Here is a 19,699-nt window from a genome sequence, read left to right on the forward strand (position 1 = left end):
GGCACACCTGGCCCCGCGAGTGCAAGCTTCACCGGAGGCGGTGCGAGCTGCCGCTTCGAGAGTGCTGGATTTGTGGCGTCTCCTGCAGCGCCCCCTGTGGGCCAGCGTTTGCCACAAGGCATGTTCAGGTTCAAGCTGATTGGATGCGATGAGACACCGGTGCAGATGAGTGTGACCTGGCCTCAGGAGGTGAGCGGCTACACCAAACACGGCAAGGCCAGTGCAGGAGCAGCAGAGAGCTACTTTGTGCCAGAGGGCTTGATGGTCAGTGGGCACACGGTGAGCTTCACGGTGCAGGATGGGCAGTTGGGTGATGATGACTGGCAGGTCAATGGGGAGATTGTTGACCCGACTGGTCCAACTGAGTCCATACCCCCGTTGGTTGTGACACCTGTGCCGACTCTGGGCGAATGGGGTTTGATGCTGCTGGGGTTGCTGGCAGCGGGGCTGGGGATGCGCAGGCTGCGGCAGGCAAGCTGATTTGAGAGCGCGCAATCAGGGTCTTCGCGGCTGTTTGAATGCTCTTTTCGGCTCAATCATGTAGGCCGTGAACACGTGCTTATCTGTTCGGCCTTATGAATCGTGAATTCCTTTGGCTCGGGCTGTTTACCTGGGACCGCCGAGCTCCTGCTCGGCATCTTCGACGCTGGAACAAATGCAGATGCCGCGCAGGAGCTCGGCGGCCCCAGAAAATACTAAGCTCGATACATCACCGAGCGAGATCAACTGGCCGCGTCAAGCCGTTCGAGGGCGCTGGCTTTCACCAAGGCCAGGGCGGCTTGCTGAGTACGCGTGGCGGGGCGCAGGGCGCTGACGGCCGTAAAGAGTTCAATGCGGAGCGCAGGCGCATGACGTGTCTCGATTCGCCGTACGCTGAAAGCCTCCGGACGCGGCGCGCTTGCTACAGCGTTGCGCGACAAAATAGCGCAGCCTGCACCTCCTGCCACCAGATCCAGGATGGCTGGTACCCCATCTATTTCCAACTCGACACGTGGCGTGCAGCCTGCAGAGGCTAGTGCAGCGTCTACATGCATGCGAATGGCATTAGGGTGGCTTGGGATGATGAGGGGCAGCGCTGAGATTTCACGCAGGGTGGCGGGCCTGGGTTCACCAGCAGGTCGATCGGATGCCGCTTGCACCAGCAATAGCTCCTCCACCGCAAGCGGCTCGATGTCCAAACCTGCTCGCGGCCTGGCGTTGTAGAGCACGGCTATATCGAGCCGGCCACTTAGTAGCGCTTCCTGCATGCTGGCCGAAAGCCCTTCGGTGATGGCAAGTCGAGCCTCGGGTAGTTGCGCGCGAAAAGCCTGGGTGAGTGGCACCGCCAGTGCGCGTGCCACGCTTGGCGGAAGGCCCAGTGCCACACGCCCTGCAAGGCTCCCCCGCATGCGCGCCAGTTCCTCCCGTGTGCGCTCTACCTGATGAAGAATGCCGCGGGCGTGTTCGAGCAGCAAAGTGCCCGCCTCGGTAGGCACCGCACCACGGCCATTGCGCGTGAGCAGGGGTTGGCGCAGTTCCACTTCCAGCAAGCGTACCTGGCGGCTGAGCGCCGGCTGGGCGACCCCCATCGCCGTGGCCGCGCGCGTGAAACTGCCAAGCTCCGCGACGCGAACGAAGTATTCCAGTTGCTTGAGATCCATAGGAAAACTCCAGGAAGTGCTGATGGCGGCATGACGAGTGATGAGTTATAACAAAATTTTATAACTGCTAGTGCCTGTGGTGGCTGGCATCACCGGCATCCAGGCGCCAAAATGACCGGTTAGCGATCGCCGGTGATTCGGCGGGTTTGCCCATAAAAGAGGAGAGTTCATGATTATCGATTGCCACGGCCACTACACCACGGCGCCCAAGGCGCTGGAAGACTGGCGCAACCAGCAAATTGCGGGCATCAAGGAGCCGGCCGCCAAGCCTAGAGTGGCCGATCTGAAGATCAGCGATGACGAGTTGCGCGAGTCCATTGAGACCAACCAGCTGCGGCTCATGAAAGAACGCGGCAGCGATCTCACCATCTTCAGCCCTCGCGCCAGCTTCATGGCCCACCATATTGGCGATTTCGAGGTGAGCAGCACCTGGGCTGCGATCTGTAATGAGCTGTGCTTCCGGGTGAGCGAGCTGTTTCCTGATTACTTCATTGGCGCAGCCATGCTGCCGCAATCGCCTGGCGTTGACCCTGCGAGCTGCATCCCTGAACTGGAAAAGTGCGTCAAGGAATATGGCTTCGTTGGCCTGAATCTGAACCCAGATCCCTCCGGTGGCCACTGGACAAGCCCGCCCCTCACGGATCGCCACTGGTATCCCATCTACGAAAAGATGGTGGAATGGGATATTCCCGCCATGGTCCATGTGAGCACCAGCTGCAACGCGTGTTTTCACACCACGGGTGCGCACTATCTGAATGCAGACACCACGGCTTTCATGCAGTGCCTGCAGGGCGATCTGTTCAAGGATTTCCCCACGCTGAAATTCGTGATTCCCCATGGCGGCGGCGCTGTGCCCTATCACTGGGGCCGATTCCGCGGCTTGGCGCAGGAAATGAAAAAGCCTTTGCTGAAGGATCACCTGCTCAAGAACATTTTCTTTGACACCTGCGTCTATCACCAGCCGGGCATTGATCTGCTCACCAAGGTGATTCCGGTGGAAAACATCTTGTTTGCCAGCGAAATGATCGGCGCCGTACGAGGCATTGATCCAGAGACCGGCAACTACTACGACGATACCAAGCGCTACATAGAAGCTTCCACCATTGTGGTGGGAGACGACAGACACAAAGTGTATGAGGCCAATGCGCGCCGCGTTTATCCGCGGCTGGATGCGGCTCTGAAGAAGAAGGGGAAGTAAGCATGTACGAACTCGGAGTTGTCTACAGGAACATCAATCGTGCTGATCGCGCCGCCACCGATGAGCTGGCCAAGTTCGGCAGCGCCACCGTGCATGAGGCCATGGGCCGAGTAGGCTTGCTCAAGCCCTATATGCGCCCTATCTACCCAGGCAGCCAGATCAGCGGTAACGCCGTGACCGTGCTACTGCAGCCCGGCGACAACTGGATGATGCATGTGGCTGCCGAGCAAATTCAGCCGGGTGATGTGGTGGTGGCTGCCGTCACTGCGGAGTGCACGGATGGCTACTTTGGTGATCTACTGGCCACGAGCTTTCAGGCCCGTGGCGCGCGGGCGCTGATCATCGATGCCGGCGTGAGGGACGTGAAGACCCTGAAAGAAATGGATTTCCCCGTCTGGAGCAAAGCGATTTCCAGCAAAGGCACCATCAAGGCAACGCTGGGCTCCGTCAATATTCCCATTGTGTGCGCCGGCATGCTGATTACCCCTGGTGATGTCATCGTGGCTGATGACGATGGCGTGGTCTGTGTGCCAAGCGCCTTGGCTGCCAAGACATTGGAGGCTGCTGCCGCTCGCGAAGCCAACGAAGGTGCCAAGCGGCAAAAGCTGGCCAGTGGCGTGTTGGGCCTTGATATGTACCAGATGCGCGAGCCGCTGCAAAAAGCCGGCCTTCGCTACGTAGATTGATTTCCCTCGCCCTTAAAAAACAACCAGGAGACAACACCATGCGTCAATCCTCCATTGCTCGCCGCGCGCTGTTAGGCGCCTGTGTCGCTGCAGCGTTTTCAACCGCACTGCCAGCGAATGCCCAGAATGCCGCAGCGCAGTTTCCGAACAAGGCAGTGCGCATCATCAACCCGTTTCCCGTAGGCGGTGGCCCTGATGGCCTGTCCCGGCTGGTAGCTGAAAAACTCTCTCGCATCTGGGGCCAGCCTGTCACCGTGGAAAACCGCCCGGGCGGCAATGGCTTCATCGCTATTGATGCCTGGAAGCGTGGTGCCAAGGATGGCACAGACCTGCTGTTGCTCGACAACGTGCACCTGACAGCCTACCCCTTCCTGTTCAAGAAACTGCCTTACGACGCCGCCAAGGATTTCGACACCTTGCTGCCGCTGTTTCGCACACACTTTTTCTTTACCGTACCGGTCAACAGCCCCTACAAGACCGTTGGCGATCTAATTGCTGATGCCAAGGCCAACCCTGGCAAATTGAACTACGGCTCGTGGTCTATCGGTAATCCAGTGCACCTGGGCTCAGAGCTGTTCAAAAGCATGACCGGCACGCAGATGGAGCATGTGATCTTCAAGGAAACATCGCAGCTCTACACCTCGGTTTCTACTGGTGATATTCAGTTTGCGCTGGGTAGCGCTGCCACGGCAGGCCCGCTTTACCGTGCAGGCAAGTTGCGCCTGCTGGCCTATGCTGGCCCCAAACGCTCTACCGATTACCCAGATGTGCCTACGGTCGCTGAATCAGGCGGTCCCAAAGACTTCGCCGTGATGGGCTGGAACGCCATTGCCGTTCCTCCTGGCCTTCCCGCAGGCGTGGCGGAAAAGATCCGCACCGACATCCTGCAAGCACTCAGTGGCCCCGATGTGGCGGAAAGATTCAAGACCTTCGGCTATGAGGCTTTCCCTGTCACGCGCGCCCAGTTCAATGAGTTCGTGAAAGAAGACTCCAAGAATATTGGCCAGGTGATCCGCAAGGCCAATATCTCCATCGATTGATCATTGCTTCGATATGAGTAAACCCACTACAGGTCCTTTCGAAAAAACACCCGGTTGGCTAGACTGGTACGCAGGCCCCTCCAAGCCCACATTCCAGGCGCCACCGGGCAGTGTGGATTCACACTGCCACGTTTTTGGTCCGGGCGAGGCATTCCCTTATGCCCCCGAGCGTAAGTACACCCCTTGTGATGCCAGCCGGGAGCAATTATTTGCTTTGCGAGACCATCTCGGTTTTGAGCGTAACGTCGTGGTGCAAGCCACCTGCCATGGTGCGGACAATCGCGCCCTGGTGGATGCGTTGCAGGCCGCCGGTGGTCGCGCGCGCGGGGTAGCTACCGTCAAACGCAGCGTGACAGATGCAGAGCTTCAGAGCCTGCATGATGCGGGTGTGCGTGGCGTGCGCTTTAACTTCGTCAAGCGACTGGTGGACTTCACTCCGCGAGACGAGTTGATGGAAATCGCGGGCCGCATTGCCAAGCTGGGCTGGCATGTGGTCATCTATTTCGAAGCGGTGGATCTGCCTGAGCTGTGGGACTTTTTCACCGCCTTGCCCACCACCGTGGTGGTTGACCACATGGGCCGGCCGGATGTGAACCAACCCCTGGACGGCCCCGAGTTCGAGCTGTTCGTCAAGTTCATGCGCGAGCACCCCAATGTCTGGAGCAAGGTCAGCTGCCCGGAGCGGCTTTCCGTGAGCGGGCCCCAAGCCCTGGCAGGGGAGCAAAACGCTTACCGCGATGTGGTGCCGTTCGCGCGCCGGATTGTTGAAACCTTCCCTGACCGCGTGCTGTGGGGTACCGACTGGCCGCACCCCAATCTGAAAGGCCACATGCCAGACGATGGTCTGCTGGTCGACTTCATTCCGCATATTGCGACCACGCCCGAATTGCAGCAGAAGCTGCTGGTGGACAACCCCATGCGGCTATATTGGCCCGAAGAGGCCTGAACGGAGACGATGAATGTCGCTTGACAAGCCCTACCTGGATGTACCGGGCACGACCATTTTTGATGCCGAACAAAGCCGTAAAGGCTACTGGCTCAATCAGTTCTGCATGTCGCTGATGCAGGCAGAGAACCGTGTTCGCTTCAAGGCAGACGAAGACGCTTATCTGGCCGAGTGGCCCATGACCGCGGAGCAACGTGCGGCAGTGCGCGCACGTGACCTCAACTGGGCCATGCGCACGGGAGGCAACATCTATTTCCTTGCCAAGCTGGGCGCTACAGACGGGCTCAGCTTTCAGCAGATGGCCGGCAGCATGACCGGCATGACCGAGCAGCAATACCGCGACATGATGATCGCTGGTGGCCGCTCCGCCGAAGGAAATCGCGTGCTGGGTGAGGGCGGCAATGCGCAAGGCCCGGCAGCCCTCTCGGACGCCGGCAAGGCATGGGACGCGAAGGCGCAAGATGAGCTTGCGGCGGCTGTGCAGGCACACGATGCGGCTAAGGGCAAGGAAGTGGGCCAGGCGCGCATTTCGGCTTCGGTCTATACATCGCATGTGCCCGCCATTGGCGCGGCCATCGATCATGGCAAGACAGAAGAGCCCTATTGGCAGCCCCTTTTCAAAGGCTATGAATTCAGCAAGCAGTGGATGAAGGAGAACTTGCCTGATGTCATTTTCCTCGTCTACAACGACCACGCTACCAACTTCGATCTGGGGGTGATCCCCACTTTCGCCATTGGCACAGCGGAAGATTTTGAACCGGCCGATGAAGGCTACGGCCCGCGCCCGGTGCCTGTGGTGAAAGGCTATCCTGAGTTGGCCTCACATATTGCGCAGTCGGTGATTCAGCAGGATTTCGATCTGACGATTGTGAACAAGCTGAAGGTGGATCATGGCCTGACCGTGCCCCTGAACCTCATGTTCGGCTCGCCCGCTGAGTGGCCCTGCAAGGTGATCCCGTTTCATGTGAACGTCGTGCAGTATCCCGTGCCTTCGGGCGCGCGCTGTTTTGCGCTGGGGCAGGCCATACGCCGTGCCATAGAAAGCTTTGACAAGCCACTCAATGTGCAGATCTGGGGCACCGGCGGCATGAGCCACCAGTTGCAGGGGCCACGCGCTGGTTTGATCAATGCCGATTGGGACAACCGCTTCCTTGACCGCATGATTGCGGACCCAGCGGATCTCTCCACCATGCCCCACATCGACTACGTCCGTGAAGCGGGTAGCGAAGGGATAGAGTTGGTCATGTGGCTGATTGCCCGGGGCGCCATGGCGGATGTCAAAGGTGGCCCCGCGCCCAAGGTGGCACACCGCTTCTTTCATGTCCCGGCGTCGAACACGGCGGTTGGGCACCTTATTCTGGAGAACGAATAAATGAGCAAGACGATCAAGGTGGCCCTGGCGGGCGCCGGAGCCTTCGGCATCAAACACCTGGACGGCATCAAAAACATTGACGGCGTGGAAGTTGTTTCACTCGTGGGACGTCGTAAAGACCAGACCCAGGAAGTGGCTGACAAATATGGCATCAAACACGTTGCTACTGATTTGGCTGAGAGCCTGGCCTTGCCAGAGGTAGATGCCGTCATTCTGTGCACACCCACGCAGATGCATGCAGACCAGACCGTGCAATGCCTTCAGGCTGGCAAGCACGTGCAGGTGGAAATTCCGCTGTGTGACAGCCTGGAAGACGGCCTGCGGGTGCTGGAAGCCCAGAAAAAATCTGGCCTGGTGGCCATGTGCGGCCACACACGCCGCTTCAACCCCAGCCACCAATACCTGCACAAGAAAATCAAGGCGGGCGAGTTCAACATTCAGCAGATGGATGTACAGACGTATTTCTTCCGGCGTACTAATATGAATGCGTTGGGCCAGCCCCGCAGCTGGACAGACCACCTGCTGTGGCACCACGCTGCGCACACGGTGGATCTGTTTGCGTATCAGGCCGGCTCGCCCATCGTGAAGGCCAATGCGGTGCAAGGCCCTATCCATCCTGAGCTGGGTATCGCCATGGACATGAGCATTCAGCTCCAAGCAGCCAATGGCGCGATTTGTACGCTCTCTTTGAGCTTCAATAACGATGGCCCTCTAGGCACCTTCTTCCGCTACATCGGTGACAACGCCACTTACATCGCCCGCTACGATGATCTGGTGAAATCGAGCAGCAAAGGTGGCGAAGAAGCGGTGGATGTCAGCAAGGTCGATGTGAGCATGAACGGCATCGAGCTGCAAGACCGTGAGTTCTTCGCTGCCATTCGTGAAGGCCGTGAACCTAATTCCAGCATCGCGCAAGTGATGCCTTGCTATGAAGTGCTGCACAATCTGGAGCAGCAACTGCGATGAGCCTCACTTGAGAGCGTGTTCACGTTCTCAAGCGCTACGGCAAGATTTCATCAGCGGCTGTGGCAAGGCCGCTTCGAAGCGGCTCTTGGATCACTTGTCCTGCGCCCTTCGAGATTTTGCGTTTGATTCGCAGTGAGGGCGCAGCATCATGGTTTTGGGAAACTGAAATAGGAGCATTACGGATGCAACAGCGCCAATTGGGTCCTTACACTGTCAGCGCCATCGGTCTGGGCTGCATGAATATCTGCCATGCCTATGGCGATCCTGTGTCCAAGGAGCAAGGTGAGCGTGTGCTTCGCACCGCACTGGATGCGGGTGTAACCCACTTCGATACTGCGGCGCTCTATGGCTTTGGTGTCAGTGAAAAAATGGTTGGGGAGGTGCTTGGGCCTTATCGCCAGCAATTCACCTTGGCCAGCAAATGCGGGATGACGGTAGAAGAAGAGGGCAATCGCGTCAGAACGGGCCGTGTGATCGACGGGCGCCCTGCCACTTTGCGTGCCACGTGCGAAGGTTCGCTCAAGCGCCTGAAGACCGATGTGATCGATCTGTACTACCTGCACCGCTTTGACAAGAGCGTTCCGATTGAGGAAAGTGTGGGCGCTTTGGCTGATCTGGTGCGAGAAGGCAAGATTCGAACCATAGGCTTGTCCGAGGTATCTGCCACCACCTTGCGAAAAGCGCATGCGGTGCACCCCATCTCTGCGGTGCAGACAGAATATTCCCTGTGGACCCGCAACCCTGAGATTGCGGTGTTGGCTGCATGCCGTGAACTGGGCGTGAGCTTTGTCGCCTTCAGCCCGGTTGCGCGCGGATTCTTGTGCGATGTGCTGCCTAGCATCGCTGCGCTGCCAGAGAAAGACATTCGCCGCGCCATGCCGCGTTTTTCGCCTGAGAACTATCCAAAGAACCTGGCCCTGCTGACCCCCTACAAAAAGATTGCAGAGGAAGTGCGATGCACGCCGGCGCAACTGGCGCTGGCTTGGCTGTTGCACCAAGGAAAAGACATTCTGCCTATTCCCGGCACAGCCAGCGAAATCCATGTGCGCGAGAACTTGGCCGCTGCAGATATCGTTCTTTCGAACGAGGTGATCGAGCGTTTGAACAACCTGATCAATCAGCGCACGGTTTCAGGAAATCGCTACAGCGAGCAAAGCGCCCGGGAAGTCGATACAGAGCCTCTGCCTTAAGTTTGAGGTGATCAAACGCGCACGATGCAGCGGAAGCCAATGTGACCAGTGGTTTCCCGGGCCGGCTGTGCATGCCTGGCGGCTGGCCGGTAGCGTTGGCAGTAGTTTTGGGCACAGAGGTGTGAGCCGCCCTTGAGCACCAACGATGACTCTTGTTCCGGACGTTTTGTCGAGCAGCATGAGGGCTTGCCGCCTTGCGCCGCGTTTGACACCGTCCAGAGGTCCGACGTCCACTCCCAAACGTTGCCGATCATGTCGAAGAGTCCGTAGCCGTTTCCAGGATAGCTCCGCACGGGCGATGTCCGCTCCCATCCATCGGCCAACGTGTTTTGCATAGGAAATTCGCCCTGCCAGTAGTTGCCGAGCATCAGTCCATCCGGAGCTAGAGAGTTGCCCCACGCGTAGTCCTCGCCGTCGAGTCCACCGCGGGCAGCGAATTCCCATTCCGCTTCTGCGGGCAATTCCTTACCCGCCCAACTTGCGAAGGCAGTGGCATCTTCGTAGGCGACATGAACCACTGGATGCTCTTCAAGGCCTGCAGTCGTGCTGTGCTGGCCCAGAGGATGACGCCAACACGCACTTGCCCTGAACTCCCACCACTGGGATGGGTCACCGAGGTCCACCGGATGCTCTGGACGCGCGAAGACGGAAGATCCGGCGGCCGGCATTCTGGCGACTGACATTCCCTCGGCGATCCGCTCTGCAAGCGTCACGTACCCGGTTTCGTCAACAAACCTGGCAAAGACCTTGTTTGTTACCGGCGTCTCGTCGATCCAGAACGAGTTCACTCGTACCCGCTTGACAGGGCGTTCCTCCTCATAAAACCGGGCCGATCCCTTCGAAAACTCACCGCCGTCGATCAGGATCATGCCGGGGTATGTCATCTCTTTCATATCAATTCCACTTGCATATGCTTGTGCATACGATACCATGTGACCACCCGAACAGACTCTCAACCACCTATTTTTACTATGACGACAATGGCAAATTCCCAAACGCCCCGGCGACCCAATGTCGTCATCATCCTCGCCGACGACATGGGCTACGGCGACCTGTCCTCCTATGGCAGCGAGCTCGTCGAGACCCGCAACATCGACAGCGTAGGGCGCGATGGTGTGCGCTTCACCGCGGGCTACAGCTCAGCACCGCTGTGCAGTCCGTCGCGTGCCGGCCTCATTACAGGCCGCTACCAGCAGCGCTTCGGCTTTGAGCAGCAGGTCTCGTCCGGCGCGTTCCCGGAGCAGCGCGAAGTCCGTAACGAAGACGGCAGCCTGGCGCCCATGCAGGGCGAGGCGGAGTTCCTGCGCCGCGGCATCCCTACGACGGAGAAGAACGTCGGCGAAGTGTTCAAGGCAGGCGGGTATCGAACCGGTGTCTTCGGCAAGTGGCACCTGGGCCATGCACCCGAATTTCTTCCCCAAAATCGCGGGTTCGACGAGTCCGTCGTGTTCTATGGCAACACCAGCCTGCAGTCGACGCGTCCGGACGATCCCGATCTGATCAGCGTTCGTGTCGACTTTCACGATGAAGCCAAAGACACCGCGTGGACGCGTGACGGGTTGAATTCAGTGTTCCGCAACGGACATAAGATCGATGTTGATCAGTACCTGATGTTTTTCTTTCGCGACGAAGTCGTGAAGTTCATTGACCGGAACAAGGACGAACCCTTCCTCCTGTACTTTCCGGTCAATTCGCCCGTGCCGCCGTTGCAAGTGCCCAAGGCCTACTTCGATAAGCTGCGCGACCGCATACCCAACATCAACCAGCGCGCCTACAACGCCATGTTGTTGGCTCAGGACGAGGTCGTCGGATCTGTGCTCGAGGCGCTTCGCCGCCATGGCCTTGAAGACGACACGTTGGTGATCTTCGTGAGCGACAACGGCAACGCCCTGAGCCGCCCCGGTAGCAACGCACCTTTCTCGGGCGGGAAATACAGCACATACGAAGGCGGCATCCGTATGCCGTACATGATGAAGTGGCCGGGGCATATCCAGCCGGGTCAAATCTACGAGCAGCCTGTGAGCACGCTCGACATCCTGCCAACGGCTGCGGCCGCCTGTGGAGTGACCACCGCAGGAACGCAGCCGCTGGACGGCGTCAACTTGCTGCCCTACCTGAAGTCGGAGGCAAAGGGTGCGCCGCACGAAGCGTTGTTCTGGAAGCTTGCCGCGTATTCGGCGGTGAGAGTCGGCAACTGGAAGCTTTACCTGGAGCCAAAGAATGGGGTGGCGAATCTATTCCACCTCGAAGCCGATCCGGGTGAGAAGGTGGACCTGAAAGCACTCCAGCCCGCTGTGTTCCACGATCTGCTGGCTCGCTATCAAGCATGGGACAAATCACTGCCGCCGCGTGCGTGGACCAACATCTCACCGGTTTTCAAGAAGTAGCGCCTCGGCTGCGCATTGCATCGGACCACACGAATGCCATCCATGAAGAATCCTCTGCACAAGGCGGAGCATCCATTTGATCTGGAAACTTTCCTTCCGTACAAGCTGTCTGTCGTTTCAAGACTCACGCAAGGCTTGCTCGCTTCGGCACTGGGCAAGAGCGGCGTGACCATAGCGCAATGGCGGGTTTATCTCTGCCTGACCAAGCTCGGGCCTATGCACCTCAACGGCATCGCCGATTTCACTCTGCTGCCGCAATCGTCTCTCAGCCGGTCGATTGCACAAATGGACGAGCGGGGGCTCGTAAGGAACGCACGGAACGAGAACGACCGAAGAATCTCCCGTGTGGAACTCACGCCAGAAGGGCGCAAGCACTTCGAGCTATTGACGGTGGCAATGAATGAAGCTTGCGATGCGGTATTCGATATGGAACCGTCGCAACTGGCCGAGTTCGTTCTCACCATCGACAAACTGATCGCGCGCCTCTCGGGTATCGATGCTTCGGGCAGCCAATCCTAGGGCGTGTTCACACTAAATTCGCGGGGGTGGATTTAGTGTGAACACGCCCTAGTCCACCACGACATTCATGTTGCTGATCGGGTCTTCCACTTTTCTCACTTCCCAATTGGTGGTGGCCGTTCTAGACTGAAATCGCAGGCAGCTCGCCATGCCACCGTTCATCAATCGGTAACCCCTTCAGCCATGACCTCAGCTCGCTCAATCCAGAACCCCGGCCGTCGCGACCTCATTGCTGCCGCACTGGCGGCCGGTGCGCTCTCGTATCCGATCCGAGCGCTGGCCGCGGCGTATCCTGCTCGCACCATCACACTTGTTTCGCCATTCGTAGCGGGTGGGCCCAATGACATTGTGGGCCGCATCATCGCCGAATCGCTGAAGGACGCGCTGAAGCAGCCCGTGCTTGTCGACAACGTGACCGGTGCAGGTGGCCTTGTCGGCACGCGCAAGGTGCTTGTCGGCCCCTCAGATGGCTACACATTGCTGATTGGTGCCGCATACCTCGTCACGGCGCCGCATCTCTATAAAGCCGCGACGTTCGATCCAGCGCAGGACCTCATTCCGCTGTCGCCTCCGATCGAGTCCTCGCTTGTGTTCGTCTCAGCCGAACACACGGATCTGAAGTCACTGATTGAAAGCGCGAAGAAGTCAGGAAAGCCGATCCGACTGGCATCTCCCGGCGCGGGAACCCTGTCGCACCTGGGCGGCGAGATGCTTCGTTTGGCGGCGAACGCACCGCTCGTTCACATTCCCTATCGCGGCATCGGGCCCGCCATGACCGACGTCATGGGGGGCCACGCCGATCTCCTGATTGATGGCGTTTCTTCGTCTCTCCCCCAAATCCGCGACGGGCGGCTCAGAGCGCTCGCGGTCCCTGATGAACAGCGAAATTCGCTGCTGCCTGACGCACCGACTACGGCCCAACTGGGCTGGCCGAGCGTCAAGGTTCGCGCCTGGAACGCTATCTTCGCCAAGGCCGGCACGCCTGCCGACATCGTGGAGCTGCTGACCACCGAGATCACGAAGGTGGTGAACCGTCCAGAGATCACCAGCGAGCTGAAGAAGCGCGGCCTGGACCCGTCACCGCTCGCCGCAGCTGCGTTCAAACAGCGTCTGGCTGTCGAAACTGCTCACTGGAAATCCGTAGTCCAGTCGGCCAAGATCACCCTGGAGTGATACCCAAAGGGTAGCTGCTTGTAGCAGCCTCACCAAAAATCAAGGGGGTCCGGGATATGTAGATATTTATGTCCTAACGGGACAGGGGCGGCCTCTGCGGGACGTTCTGCATCATGACGTCAAGGAGCACCTGGGTGGATGGACGCGAGGGCGCGTCCGCGTCCGTCATCAAGGCGACAGCACTCTCGATGTCACCAATGCTGTCTACCAAGACCGTCACCAGGCCCGACTGGGCGAGAAACGTCGCAACACCTGAGGCGAGCACGCAGACATCGAAGGTTTCCTTGAGCAGCGAGAGGCACGACAGCATCGAAAGCGAGGACTCGATCGCGACGCCCGGCGCCCGCCCGCAGGTTTCGGCGAAATGGGCGTCCAGCTTCTGCCTAAGAAATGAGCTGCGCGCGGGCAACACCCAACGCTTGTCCATCAGCAAATCCAGCGAAGGCGCGCCCGTTCCTCTCGCAAGTTCATTGTTCACGCTGCAGACAACCGAAAAACGTTCACGATAGAGGACGTGCCGCTTCAGGCCGGACTCGACCTCGGATGTGATCAGACGCCCAACGGCCGCATCGAGTTCGCCTCGACGCACGGCTCCCGGAAGAAACTCCTGAGGGGCCTCGCTCAGCGACACCTGTAGCTTGGGTAGCCTCTTCTGAAGCATCTCTATGCTTCTGGAGAGGAAGTCTGGGTCAAGAGAGCCAAAAATTCCCAACCGCAGCACGCCGGCGTTGCCTGTCGCCGCGCGCTTCGTATCGAGATAGGCATTGAGCATTCTGTTCTGGAGCGAGATCGCATGCGAGATCATCATCTCGCCGGCAGGAGTGACCTGCATCTTGCCCTTGTTGCGTATGAACAGGGGCTCACCAACGGTCTCTTCGAGCTCCTGCAGCAGCCGCGTTGCGCCGGGTTGGGATACGTGAATTCGTTCGGCCGCACCCCGGAGCGTGCCCGTGTCCGCAAGCGCCGTCAGAAGTGCAAGCTGGCGCAGCTTGAAATTGATGTTCGAGCGCGCAACATCTTGCACCTCCTGCGGGGGCAAGGCCGAATTGGTTGCAGCCGCATCTGGTTGCTGGGCCGGCGTAGGCGCCGCATCGTTCATCCTGGCTCCGGACTGATCATCCTTTGCCATTGAACCACACTCTCCGGTCTCAGAACGTCAGGTGAGCCCACCGGCCAGTCCGCTGGAGGACGTAGGAGCTGGTTCGGGGGTCGCGCGGCTGCGCTTGACCATTTGCATCAAATCAGCCGCCATCGATTCGAGCAACAAGATGTCCCGCGAGGTGAGCGAGCGCGGTTCGGTGTCCAGCAGGCACAGCGTTCCCAGGATCATGCCGTCTGAATCACGCAGCGGGGCCCCGGCGTAAAAGCGGATTCCTCGTTCCATGAGCAATTCATTGCCTGCAAAGCGAGCGTCTCGCCGGACATCCGGCACCACCAGAGTTTTGCGAAGGGCGACGACGTGAGAACACAAAGCCTGATCACGAGGAGTGGCGCGTTGAGGTGTACTGCCCTCAAGGCTGCCGCCGTTGCCAGCGGCGCCATGCACCAACTGCCATTGCTCATCCACCAGCGAAACCTGCGCAATGGCGCAATCAAACGCATCTGCAGCGTGGCGGGCATAAGAGTCCAGCCGCTCACGCATGGTTTCGGCCAACAGCCCGCTGGAATGCAGTGCACTCAGGCGATCTGGCTCGTTGTCAGGAAGCGGCGCCGGCACATAGGGAGCTGCTTCCCCTAGCCGGCTTTCAGCCTGCACCAGCAATTCATCCAGCGAGGTGACCAGAGCGTCGGCGCCAATTTGCTCTACCGGATTGGGCTCTTGCTCATTGGGGGAATGGTTCCACGCCGCCAAGACGACCTGTATGTTCGGCCACCGGCGCTTGAGTCGCCTCACGAAGAACCTGGCGTGCGTGGTGGGGGAGGGCGAGAAGTAGCAAAGGCACACCACGCTGACGCCATCCAGGTCGAGCTGGGCGAACTGCTCTGCCGAGATGATGCCCACTTGCACCACCCGGCTCCCGTAGCCCCTGAGAGACAGCACATGCGCCGCCATTTCAGCGGCCAGGGCATCAACTGCCCAACGGCCCCCGATGCAAGCCACTCGCACGGGCAATTCAGGCTCAGGCGGATATTGTTCGCGCATCTCCTCAATGACTTGTTCCATTCCTGAAACCACACGATGCCTATGCTGCGCGGTGGCCACTGTCCCGTGGGCGTTGGTGGCCAGGCGGAGCGTGTCCAGGCCAACGCGGGCGTAGAAATCTTCAGGGGAGGATTTTTCGGCATGCTCCACTGATAGTTCCACCGCTTCCTCTGTATCGCCAGCCAGCAGGCGTTGGTATAGCCGCGTGGGCTCATCAAGTGCGCGCGAATTACCCAGAAGCACTTCAAGAAAATGCAAGGCCGGAAGATAGCGCCCCGCCACCAGCAGGACCACCGTGATGGGCGTGGAAAGAATCAAGCCCATGGGGCCCCACAGCGTTGTCCAGAACATGGCCGCCAGGATGAGCGAGAGCGTGGAGAGCCCCGTGCTGGAGCCATATAGCCAGGGCTCGACGATGTTGTTGCTGATGAGTTCCAGCACCAAAATCAAGGCGAGAGTCCAAAGCACCATGTCCCACCCTGGGTCTATGGCAAAGGCCAGCGTGAGCGGAAACACTGCCGAGATCAGTGGACCCGCATACGGCACAAAGCGCAGCAGAGCGGCCAGCAGCCCCCAGACCAACGCGCCAGGCACGCCAATCACGAGTAAGCCAAGGGTCATGGGCAGACCATACGCTGCGTTGACGATGAGCTGCATGGTCAGGTACTTGCTGACCCGTTCGCCGGCCTCGGTGAGCGCATCTGTGGCGCGATGAAGACTCCCTCCCATAAGGCGAAGTAATCGATCGCGCAGATCGCCGCGGTCAAGCAATATCAAGAAGACAAAAACTATGACGATGCCCGCAGAAGCAATCGTAGGCACGAATGTTTCCGCCCAGCCCATGAGCCTGGCCATTGGTTTGGCGTCGCTTACCACCTCCACTTGTGTAGGCGCCGCGGGGCGAGGCCCAGGCGAAGCCTGAACGGCGCCAATTTCCTTCTCCACTTTGCCGAACACGCGTGAAAACTGATCCACCACACCAGGCTTGCGCAGATCACGGCCAAAGTCTCGCAACTTCTTGGTGATGTTGGTTTCGTAGGTCGGCAGGTTGTTGCCGATCTGGCGGAGCTGGGTGAATGCGAACAAGCCCGTGGCGACAATCAAGCTCAGTGTGGCGGCGACCACCAAAGTCACGGCGGCAGCGCGGGGAACGCCCACGCGTTTAAGCCAGGTCACCAGCGGATCAAGCACAAAGCTGATCAAGATGGCGAAAGCCAGAGGAACGAGCAGATCCTGCCCGAAATACAAAGCTGCCGTAATGATGGCCAGGCTGACCAGCGCGTTCATCACCGGCGCGCGAGCCGCGCCGGCATAGGGGGATTCAGGGCTTGGAAAATCCTCATCAGCGCCTTCGCTCCACGGCAGCCCCTGCAACGCAGGTACGCCCAAGCGAGGCTCCCGAGCATGTTCCACACCCGAAGGTGCCTTCATACCCCCTTTTGCTCCCTGCGTATCAGCCGCCATGGGGCGCACTCCGTTTAATATGCATACATTGTCATCGGCACCGGCAATAAGGCACTGTAGGACAAGTCCCTGATAGCTGTTGCGGTGACCGCGTCGGCAGTGTCCTGGCCAATAGTCGCTCCTGTTGGAGACTGCCTCGGCAACGATCCCAACCCTGATTGGACCACCGTGGCAATAGCCGCCACGACGCTGTCACGTGCCGGGCGAGAATGTTATTCAATCACTTTACTTTGAACCGCCATGCTTTTTCACCCTGATCGCTCCCTGAAACTCACTGGTGCCAGCAATTTTCGTGATCTTGGCGGTTACACGGGGGCAGATGGCCAAGCGGTGCGGTGGCGGCGATTGTTTCGCTCAGATCACCTGGCTGCGCTTACCCCTGAAGATGAGCAATCTCTCGCATCGCTAGGCGTGGCTCGTGTTTTCGATTTTCGTGGCGTGGGCGAACGTGCAGCGGTACCGTACAACTTGGCCGGCATGGCACAGCATTCGCTGCCCATCGAACCAACGGTGGTTCAGCGCATGAAAGACCTGCTGGATGCCGGGCATGAGATCACTCCCGCAGATACCGTAGCGCTCATGCAGCAAACCTATCAGGCCTTTGTGCACGACAACGCGGCGCGCTTTGGCAGCTTGTTTGAACACTTACTGCAAAGCGATTCGCCCCTTGTGTTCCATTGCACTGCGGGCAAAGACCGCACAGGCTTCGCAGCTGCCCTTATCTTGCTGGCGCTGGATGTGCCGCGTGATGTGGTGATGCAAGACTATCTCCTCACCAATGAGCTCTACCGTATGCCGCATGTGAGCGCTGGCCGAACACCGCAAGAGGTGTTGAATGTGCTGTGGCGAGTACAGGAGGCATTTCTTGATGCCGCCATGCAGGCGGTTGATGCAGACTACGGCGGAGTGAAGGCTTACCTGGCGGATGAGCTCGGCGTCGGAGATCGGGAGCGTACGCGGCTAAAAGAGCTGTATCTGGTTTCGCCAGAAGGCGTCCGCTGATAGATCGTGCCCATTTCATCCTGGGCACGTGTTCTGAGGTCATGGAGTTGATCGCGACCTAGGTTCATGCCTGCGCGGAGGCTGCAATAGGCCGCAATGGGCTGCGATGGGCGCCAATCCCAGGCAAGGGGCATCGCTCAAGGTGATGCGGTTGGGCGATCCATGGAACCTGTTGGACGAGTTATTGAAGGCGTTTGTGAACCATGCATTTTTGCTTGTAATGTGAGCGAAAAAGCGCGGTAAAAATACCCATCGCATGGGCGCCATGCGGCGCCACAACTCCGCGCCAACCGCCCGCCAAATCAAGCGCAAGACCAAAAGGTAGCCCCGCGGTTTGCTCGTTGCCTGGCGCTCAATTCCGCCGAGCTGTTTGCTCGGCGGAATTCCCATCTAGCGCGCGGCCTGCACCAGCCCCAAACCCCAAGGGGTTTTTTGCCAGGCCAGTACTTCTTCGCGCAATAAATGCGCTGATTGTGGCCAGGCGTCAGCCCAGCCTGAGCGGAAGGTCAGCGTGAAACCAGGGGCTGGCCCTGGATCGGCGACGATGCCTATGTCTTGTATGTCCGGGTCTTGCCGTGCGTGGCAGAAGATCACGGCCAATCGAAGTGCCATCAATTGGCGCATGAAAAGCTCATCACCAAAGCGGGTTTCCAGCTTGCGCAGTTTGCCGCGGTGGCCCAGGACCAATTGGCTTAAGTCATGCATCTCATGCATCGAAAAGCCTGGCACATCGGCGTTGTCCAGAATGTAGGCACTGTGCTTGTGATAGTCCGCGTGGGAGATGCGCGAACCAATTTCGTGCAGCCGTGCCGCCCATTCAATATGCCGCTCGCTTGCCTGGCGCTCAGCTTTTTTCGTGCGCGGGAGTAATTGGCCCAAAAGATGGACCGCAGCGCGGCCCACGCGTGAGGCCTGTGCCGAATCTGCGTTGAATTTGGAGGCCAGGCGCTCGATGGACGACGAGCGTACGTCGGTGTGGTTTTCTTCTCTGTCCAGAAGGTCGTACAGCGCACCGTGGCGCAAAGCACCGTGGGCGTGCTGCATGGAATCAATGCCAAGCAGGTCGAAAACCGCACGCAAAACCGCCAAACCCCCGGCAATGACGGGCTTGCGCTCATCCTTGATGCCCTCGATGCGAATGGCATCCGCGCGCTGTGCTTTCACCAGCCTGTCTCGCAGCCAATCCAGCCCTTCCCGGGTGATGACACCCTCAGCGGGGGTGCGGCCGGCTTGCTGCAGGACGTCCGCCACGGCCCCTATGGTCCCTGATGAGCCGTAGGCGGCTTCCCAGTGGTTGCGTGAATATGCGGTGAGCGCGTCGTCCAGCACCGCTTTGGCTGCAATTTCCGCGATTTCGAATGAGCGCGTCGAGAGTGCTCCATCGGGGAAATAGCGCATCGACCAGGCGACGCTCCCAATGCGGTAGGACTCCATGGTTTCGGCAGCATAGCCTTGGCCAAGGATCATTTCAGTGGAGCGGCCACCAATATCGATGACCAGTCTTTTTTCATCGGATTGAGGCAAAAGGTGTGCCACACCCTGATAAATCAGGCGTGCTTCTTCGCGTCCGGAGATGACATCGATTGGAAAGCCAAGAATCTGCTGCGCCACAACGAGGAATTCTTCCCTGTTGCGCGCCTCACGCAAGGTCTGCGTGGCCACGGCGCGCACCTGGCCGGGCGTGAAGCCGGCGAGGCGTTCCCCGAAGCGTGCCAGACAATTCCAGCCACGTTGCATGGCTTCCTGTGAGAGCCTTCGATCAGCATCCAGCCCATTTCCCTGACGTACCGTTTCCTTGTGGTATTCCATAGGCTGGATCTGGCCCAGCTCCAAGCGGGCGATTTCGAGGCGGAAGCTATTGGAGCCGAGATCCACGGCGGCGAGACGAGTACCAGTTTGCATGATCCGAGCTAAGTTAGGCGCCCCGCATGGTACTCGCTGTACGTTTCAATTTTTTATCCGTCATGACAGAT

General features: G+C 59.1%; 17 protein-coding genes and 1 pseudogene. 13 read left to right on the top strand and 5 right to left on the bottom strand.

The genetic code is table 11. From position 1 onward, the window contains the following. The coding region (locus G518_RS0109405; protein ID WP_028602319.1) for an IPTL-CTERM sorting domain-containing protein at positions 1-480 on the top strand (480 nt) is incomplete at its 5' end. A gap of 242 nt (positions 481-722) precedes the next feature. On the opposite strand, the gene G518_RS0109410 is transcribed toward G518_RS0109405, so the two are convergent. Beyond that, positions 723-1,640, bottom strand: coding sequence for a LysR substrate-binding domain-containing protein (locus tag G518_RS0109410; protein WP_028602320.1), 918 nt, complete (start codon positions 1,638-1,640; stop codon positions 723-725). A gap of 169 nt (positions 1,641-1,809) precedes the next feature. On the opposite strand from G518_RS0109410, the gene G518_RS0109415 reads away from it, so the two are divergent. From G518_RS0109415 to G518_RS0109445, 8 genes and pseudogenes are all read left to right on the top strand, one after another. Then, positions 1,810-2,838 (top strand): amidohydrolase family protein, encoded by a 1,029-nt coding sequence (locus tag G518_RS0109415; RefSeq protein WP_028602321.1) that lies wholly within the window; start codon positions 1,810-1,812, stop codon positions 2,836-2,838. Positions 2,839-2,840: 2 nt separating this feature from the next. Further along, the gene (gene ligK / locus G518_RS0109420) at positions 2,841-3,524 is read left to right on the top strand and encodes a 4-carboxy-4-hydroxy-2-oxoadipate aldolase/oxaloacetate decarboxylase (protein ID WP_028602322.1); all 684 of its coding nucleotides are present in this window, start codon (positions 2,841-2,843) and stop codon (positions 3,522-3,524) included. 38 nt (positions 3,525-3,562) lie between these two features. Further along, entirely contained in the window at positions 3,563-4,564 is a 1,002-nt protein-coding gene (locus tag G518_RS0109425) for a Bug family tripartite tricarboxylate transporter substrate binding protein (RefSeq protein WP_028602323.1), read from the top strand. A gap of 13 nt (positions 4,565-4,577) precedes the next feature. Further along, positions 4,578-5,510, top strand: a complete 933-nt coding sequence (locus G518_RS0109430; protein ID WP_028602324.1) for an amidohydrolase family protein — start codon at positions 4,578-4,580, stop codon at positions 5,508-5,510. 13 nt (positions 5,511-5,523) lie between these two features. Continuing rightward, positions 5,524-5,844, top strand: a pseudogene (gene ligA, locus G518_RS40945) (protocatechuate 4,5-dioxygenase subunit alpha); the annotation flags it as partial. Positions 5,845-6,021: 177 nt separating this feature from the next. Continuing rightward, positions 6,022-6,882 carry a class III extradiol dioxygenase subunit beta gene (locus tag G518_RS40950; protein ID WP_245597947.1) on the top strand — a complete coding sequence of 287 codons (861 nt, stop codon included), beginning with the start codon at positions 6,022-6,024 and terminating at the stop codon, positions 6,880-6,882. After that, entirely contained in the window at positions 6,883-7,848 is a 966-nt protein-coding gene (locus G518_RS0109440; protein ID WP_028602326.1) for a Gfo/Idh/MocA family oxidoreductase, read from the top strand. A gap of 182 nt (positions 7,849-8,030) precedes the next feature. Further along, complete coding sequence (locus tag G518_RS0109445) at positions 8,031-9,038, top strand: aldo/keto reductase (RefSeq protein ID WP_028602327.1); 1,008 nt, start codon at positions 8,031-8,033, stop codon at positions 9,036-9,038. 11 nt (positions 9,039-9,049) lie between these two features. On the opposite strand, the gene G518_RS0109450 is transcribed toward G518_RS0109445, so the two are convergent. Beyond that, positions 9,050-9,931, bottom strand: coding sequence for a formylglycine-generating enzyme family protein (locus G518_RS0109450; RefSeq protein ID WP_211231692.1), 882 nt, complete (start codon positions 9,929-9,931; stop codon positions 9,050-9,052). A gap of 87 nt (positions 9,932-10,018) precedes the next feature. Here G518_RS0109450 and G518_RS34520 point away from each other — a divergent pair, with 87 nt between their 5' ends. The 3 genes from G518_RS34520 to G518_RS0109470 all read left to right on the top strand — a co-directional run bounded on the left by G518_RS34520 (position 10,019) and on the right by G518_RS0109470 (position 13,117). Beyond that, on the top strand, positions 10,019-11,425 hold the full coding sequence (locus G518_RS34520) for a sulfatase-like hydrolase/transferase (protein ID WP_051236319.1): 1,407 nt from the start codon (positions 10,019-10,021) through the stop codon (positions 11,423-11,425). 42 nt (positions 11,426-11,467) lie between these two features. Next, positions 11,468-11,944 (top strand): MarR family winged helix-turn-helix transcriptional regulator, encoded by a 477-nt coding sequence (locus G518_RS0109460; protein ID WP_169457924.1) that lies wholly within the window; start codon positions 11,468-11,470, stop codon positions 11,942-11,944. 183 nt (positions 11,945-12,127) lie between these two features. Beyond that, the gene (locus G518_RS0109470; RefSeq protein ID WP_028602330.1) at positions 12,128-13,117 is read left to right on the top strand and encodes a Bug family tripartite tricarboxylate transporter substrate binding protein; all 990 of its coding nucleotides are present in this window, start codon (positions 12,128-12,130) and stop codon (positions 13,115-13,117) included. A 73-nt stretch (positions 13,118-13,190) separates the two neighbouring features. Here G518_RS0109470 and G518_RS0109475 read toward each other — a convergent pair whose 3' ends face one another. Both G518_RS0109475 and G518_RS34525 read right to left on the bottom strand, forming a co-directional pair. Then, positions 13,191-14,246: a LysR family transcriptional regulator gene (locus G518_RS0109475; RefSeq protein ID WP_028602331.1), complete on the bottom strand. Its 1,056-nt coding sequence runs from the start codon at positions 14,244-14,246 to the stop codon at positions 13,191-13,193. A gap of 27 nt (positions 14,247-14,273) precedes the next feature. Then, positions 14,274-16,724: an AI-2E family transporter gene (locus tag G518_RS34525; RefSeq protein ID WP_084651634.1), complete on the bottom strand. Its 2,451-nt coding sequence runs from the start codon at positions 16,722-16,724 to the stop codon at positions 14,274-14,276. A 240-nt stretch (positions 16,725-16,964) separates the two neighbouring features. Between G518_RS34525 and G518_RS0109485 the strand changes: the two genes are divergently transcribed. After that, complete coding sequence (locus G518_RS0109485) at positions 16,965-17,726, top strand: tyrosine-protein phosphatase (protein ID WP_028602332.1); 762 nt, start codon at positions 16,965-16,967, stop codon at positions 17,724-17,726. Positions 17,727-18,116: 390 nt separating this feature from the next. Here the strand turns inward: G518_RS0109485 and ppx are convergent, their stop codons facing one another. After that, the gene (gene ppx, locus G518_RS0109495; RefSeq protein ID WP_028602333.1) at positions 18,117-19,628 is read right to left on the bottom strand and encodes an exopolyphosphatase; all 1,512 of its coding nucleotides are present in this window, start codon (positions 19,626-19,628) and stop codon (positions 18,117-18,119) included. Positions 19,629-19,699: the final 71 nt, after the last annotated feature.

The organism is Ottowia thiooxydans DSM 14619, from assembly GCF_000422885.1.
In the GTDB taxonomy this organism is placed as follows: Bacteria; Pseudomonadota; Gammaproteobacteria; order Burkholderiales; family Burkholderiaceae_C; genus Ottowia; species Ottowia thiooxydans.

Excerpts from the sequence above, each read along its gene's own strand:
- G518_RS0109410 (WP_028602320.1), bottom strand. The coding sequence starts at position 1,640 with ATGGATCTCAAGCAACTGGAATACTTCGTTCGCGTCGCGGAGCTTGGC.
- G518_RS0109415 (WP_028602321.1), top strand. The coding sequence starts at position 1,810 with ATGATTATCGATTGCCACGGCCACTACACCACGGCGCCCAAGGCGCTG.
- ligK (WP_028602322.1), top strand. The coding sequence starts at position 2,841 with ATGTACGAACTCGGAGTTGTCTACAGGAACATCAATCGTGCTGATCGC.
- G518_RS0109425 (WP_028602323.1), top strand. The coding sequence starts at position 3,563 with ATGCGTCAATCCTCCATTGCTCGCCGCGCGCTGTTAGGCGCCTGTGTC.
- G518_RS0109430 (WP_028602324.1), top strand. The coding sequence starts at position 4,578 with ATGAGTAAACCCACTACAGGTCCTTTCGAAAAAACACCCGGTTGGCTA.
- G518_RS0109440 (WP_028602326.1), top strand. The coding sequence starts at position 6,883 with ATGAGCAAGACGATCAAGGTGGCCCTGGCGGGCGCCGGAGCCTTCGGC.
- G518_RS0109445 (WP_028602327.1), top strand. The coding sequence starts at position 8,031 with ATGCAACAGCGCCAATTGGGTCCTTACACTGTCAGCGCCATCGGTCTG.
- G518_RS0109450 (WP_211231692.1), bottom strand. The coding sequence starts at position 9,931 with ATGAAAGAGATGACATACCCCGGCATGATCCTGATCGACGGCGGTGAG.
- G518_RS34520 (WP_051236319.1), top strand. The coding sequence starts at position 10,019 with ATGGCAAATTCCCAAACGCCCCGGCGACCCAATGTCGTCATCATCCTC.
- G518_RS0109460 (WP_169457924.1), top strand. The coding sequence starts at position 11,468 with ATGAAGAATCCTCTGCACAAGGCGGAGCATCCATTTGATCTGGAAACT.
- G518_RS0109470 (WP_028602330.1), top strand. The coding sequence starts at position 12,128 with ATGACCTCAGCTCGCTCAATCCAGAACCCCGGCCGTCGCGACCTCATT.
- G518_RS0109475 (WP_028602331.1), bottom strand. The coding sequence starts at position 14,246 with ATGGCAAAGGATGATCAGTCCGGAGCCAGGATGAACGATGCGGCGCCT.
- G518_RS34525 (WP_084651634.1), bottom strand. The coding sequence starts at position 16,724 with ATGGCGGCTGATACGCAGGGAGCAAAAGGGGGTATGAAGGCACCTTCG.
- G518_RS0109485 (WP_028602332.1), top strand. The coding sequence starts at position 16,965 with ATGCTTTTTCACCCTGATCGCTCCCTGAAACTCACTGGTGCCAGCAAT.
- ppx (WP_028602333.1), bottom strand. The coding sequence starts at position 19,628 with ATGCAAACTGGTACTCGTCTCGCCGCCGTGGATCTCGGCTCCAATAGC.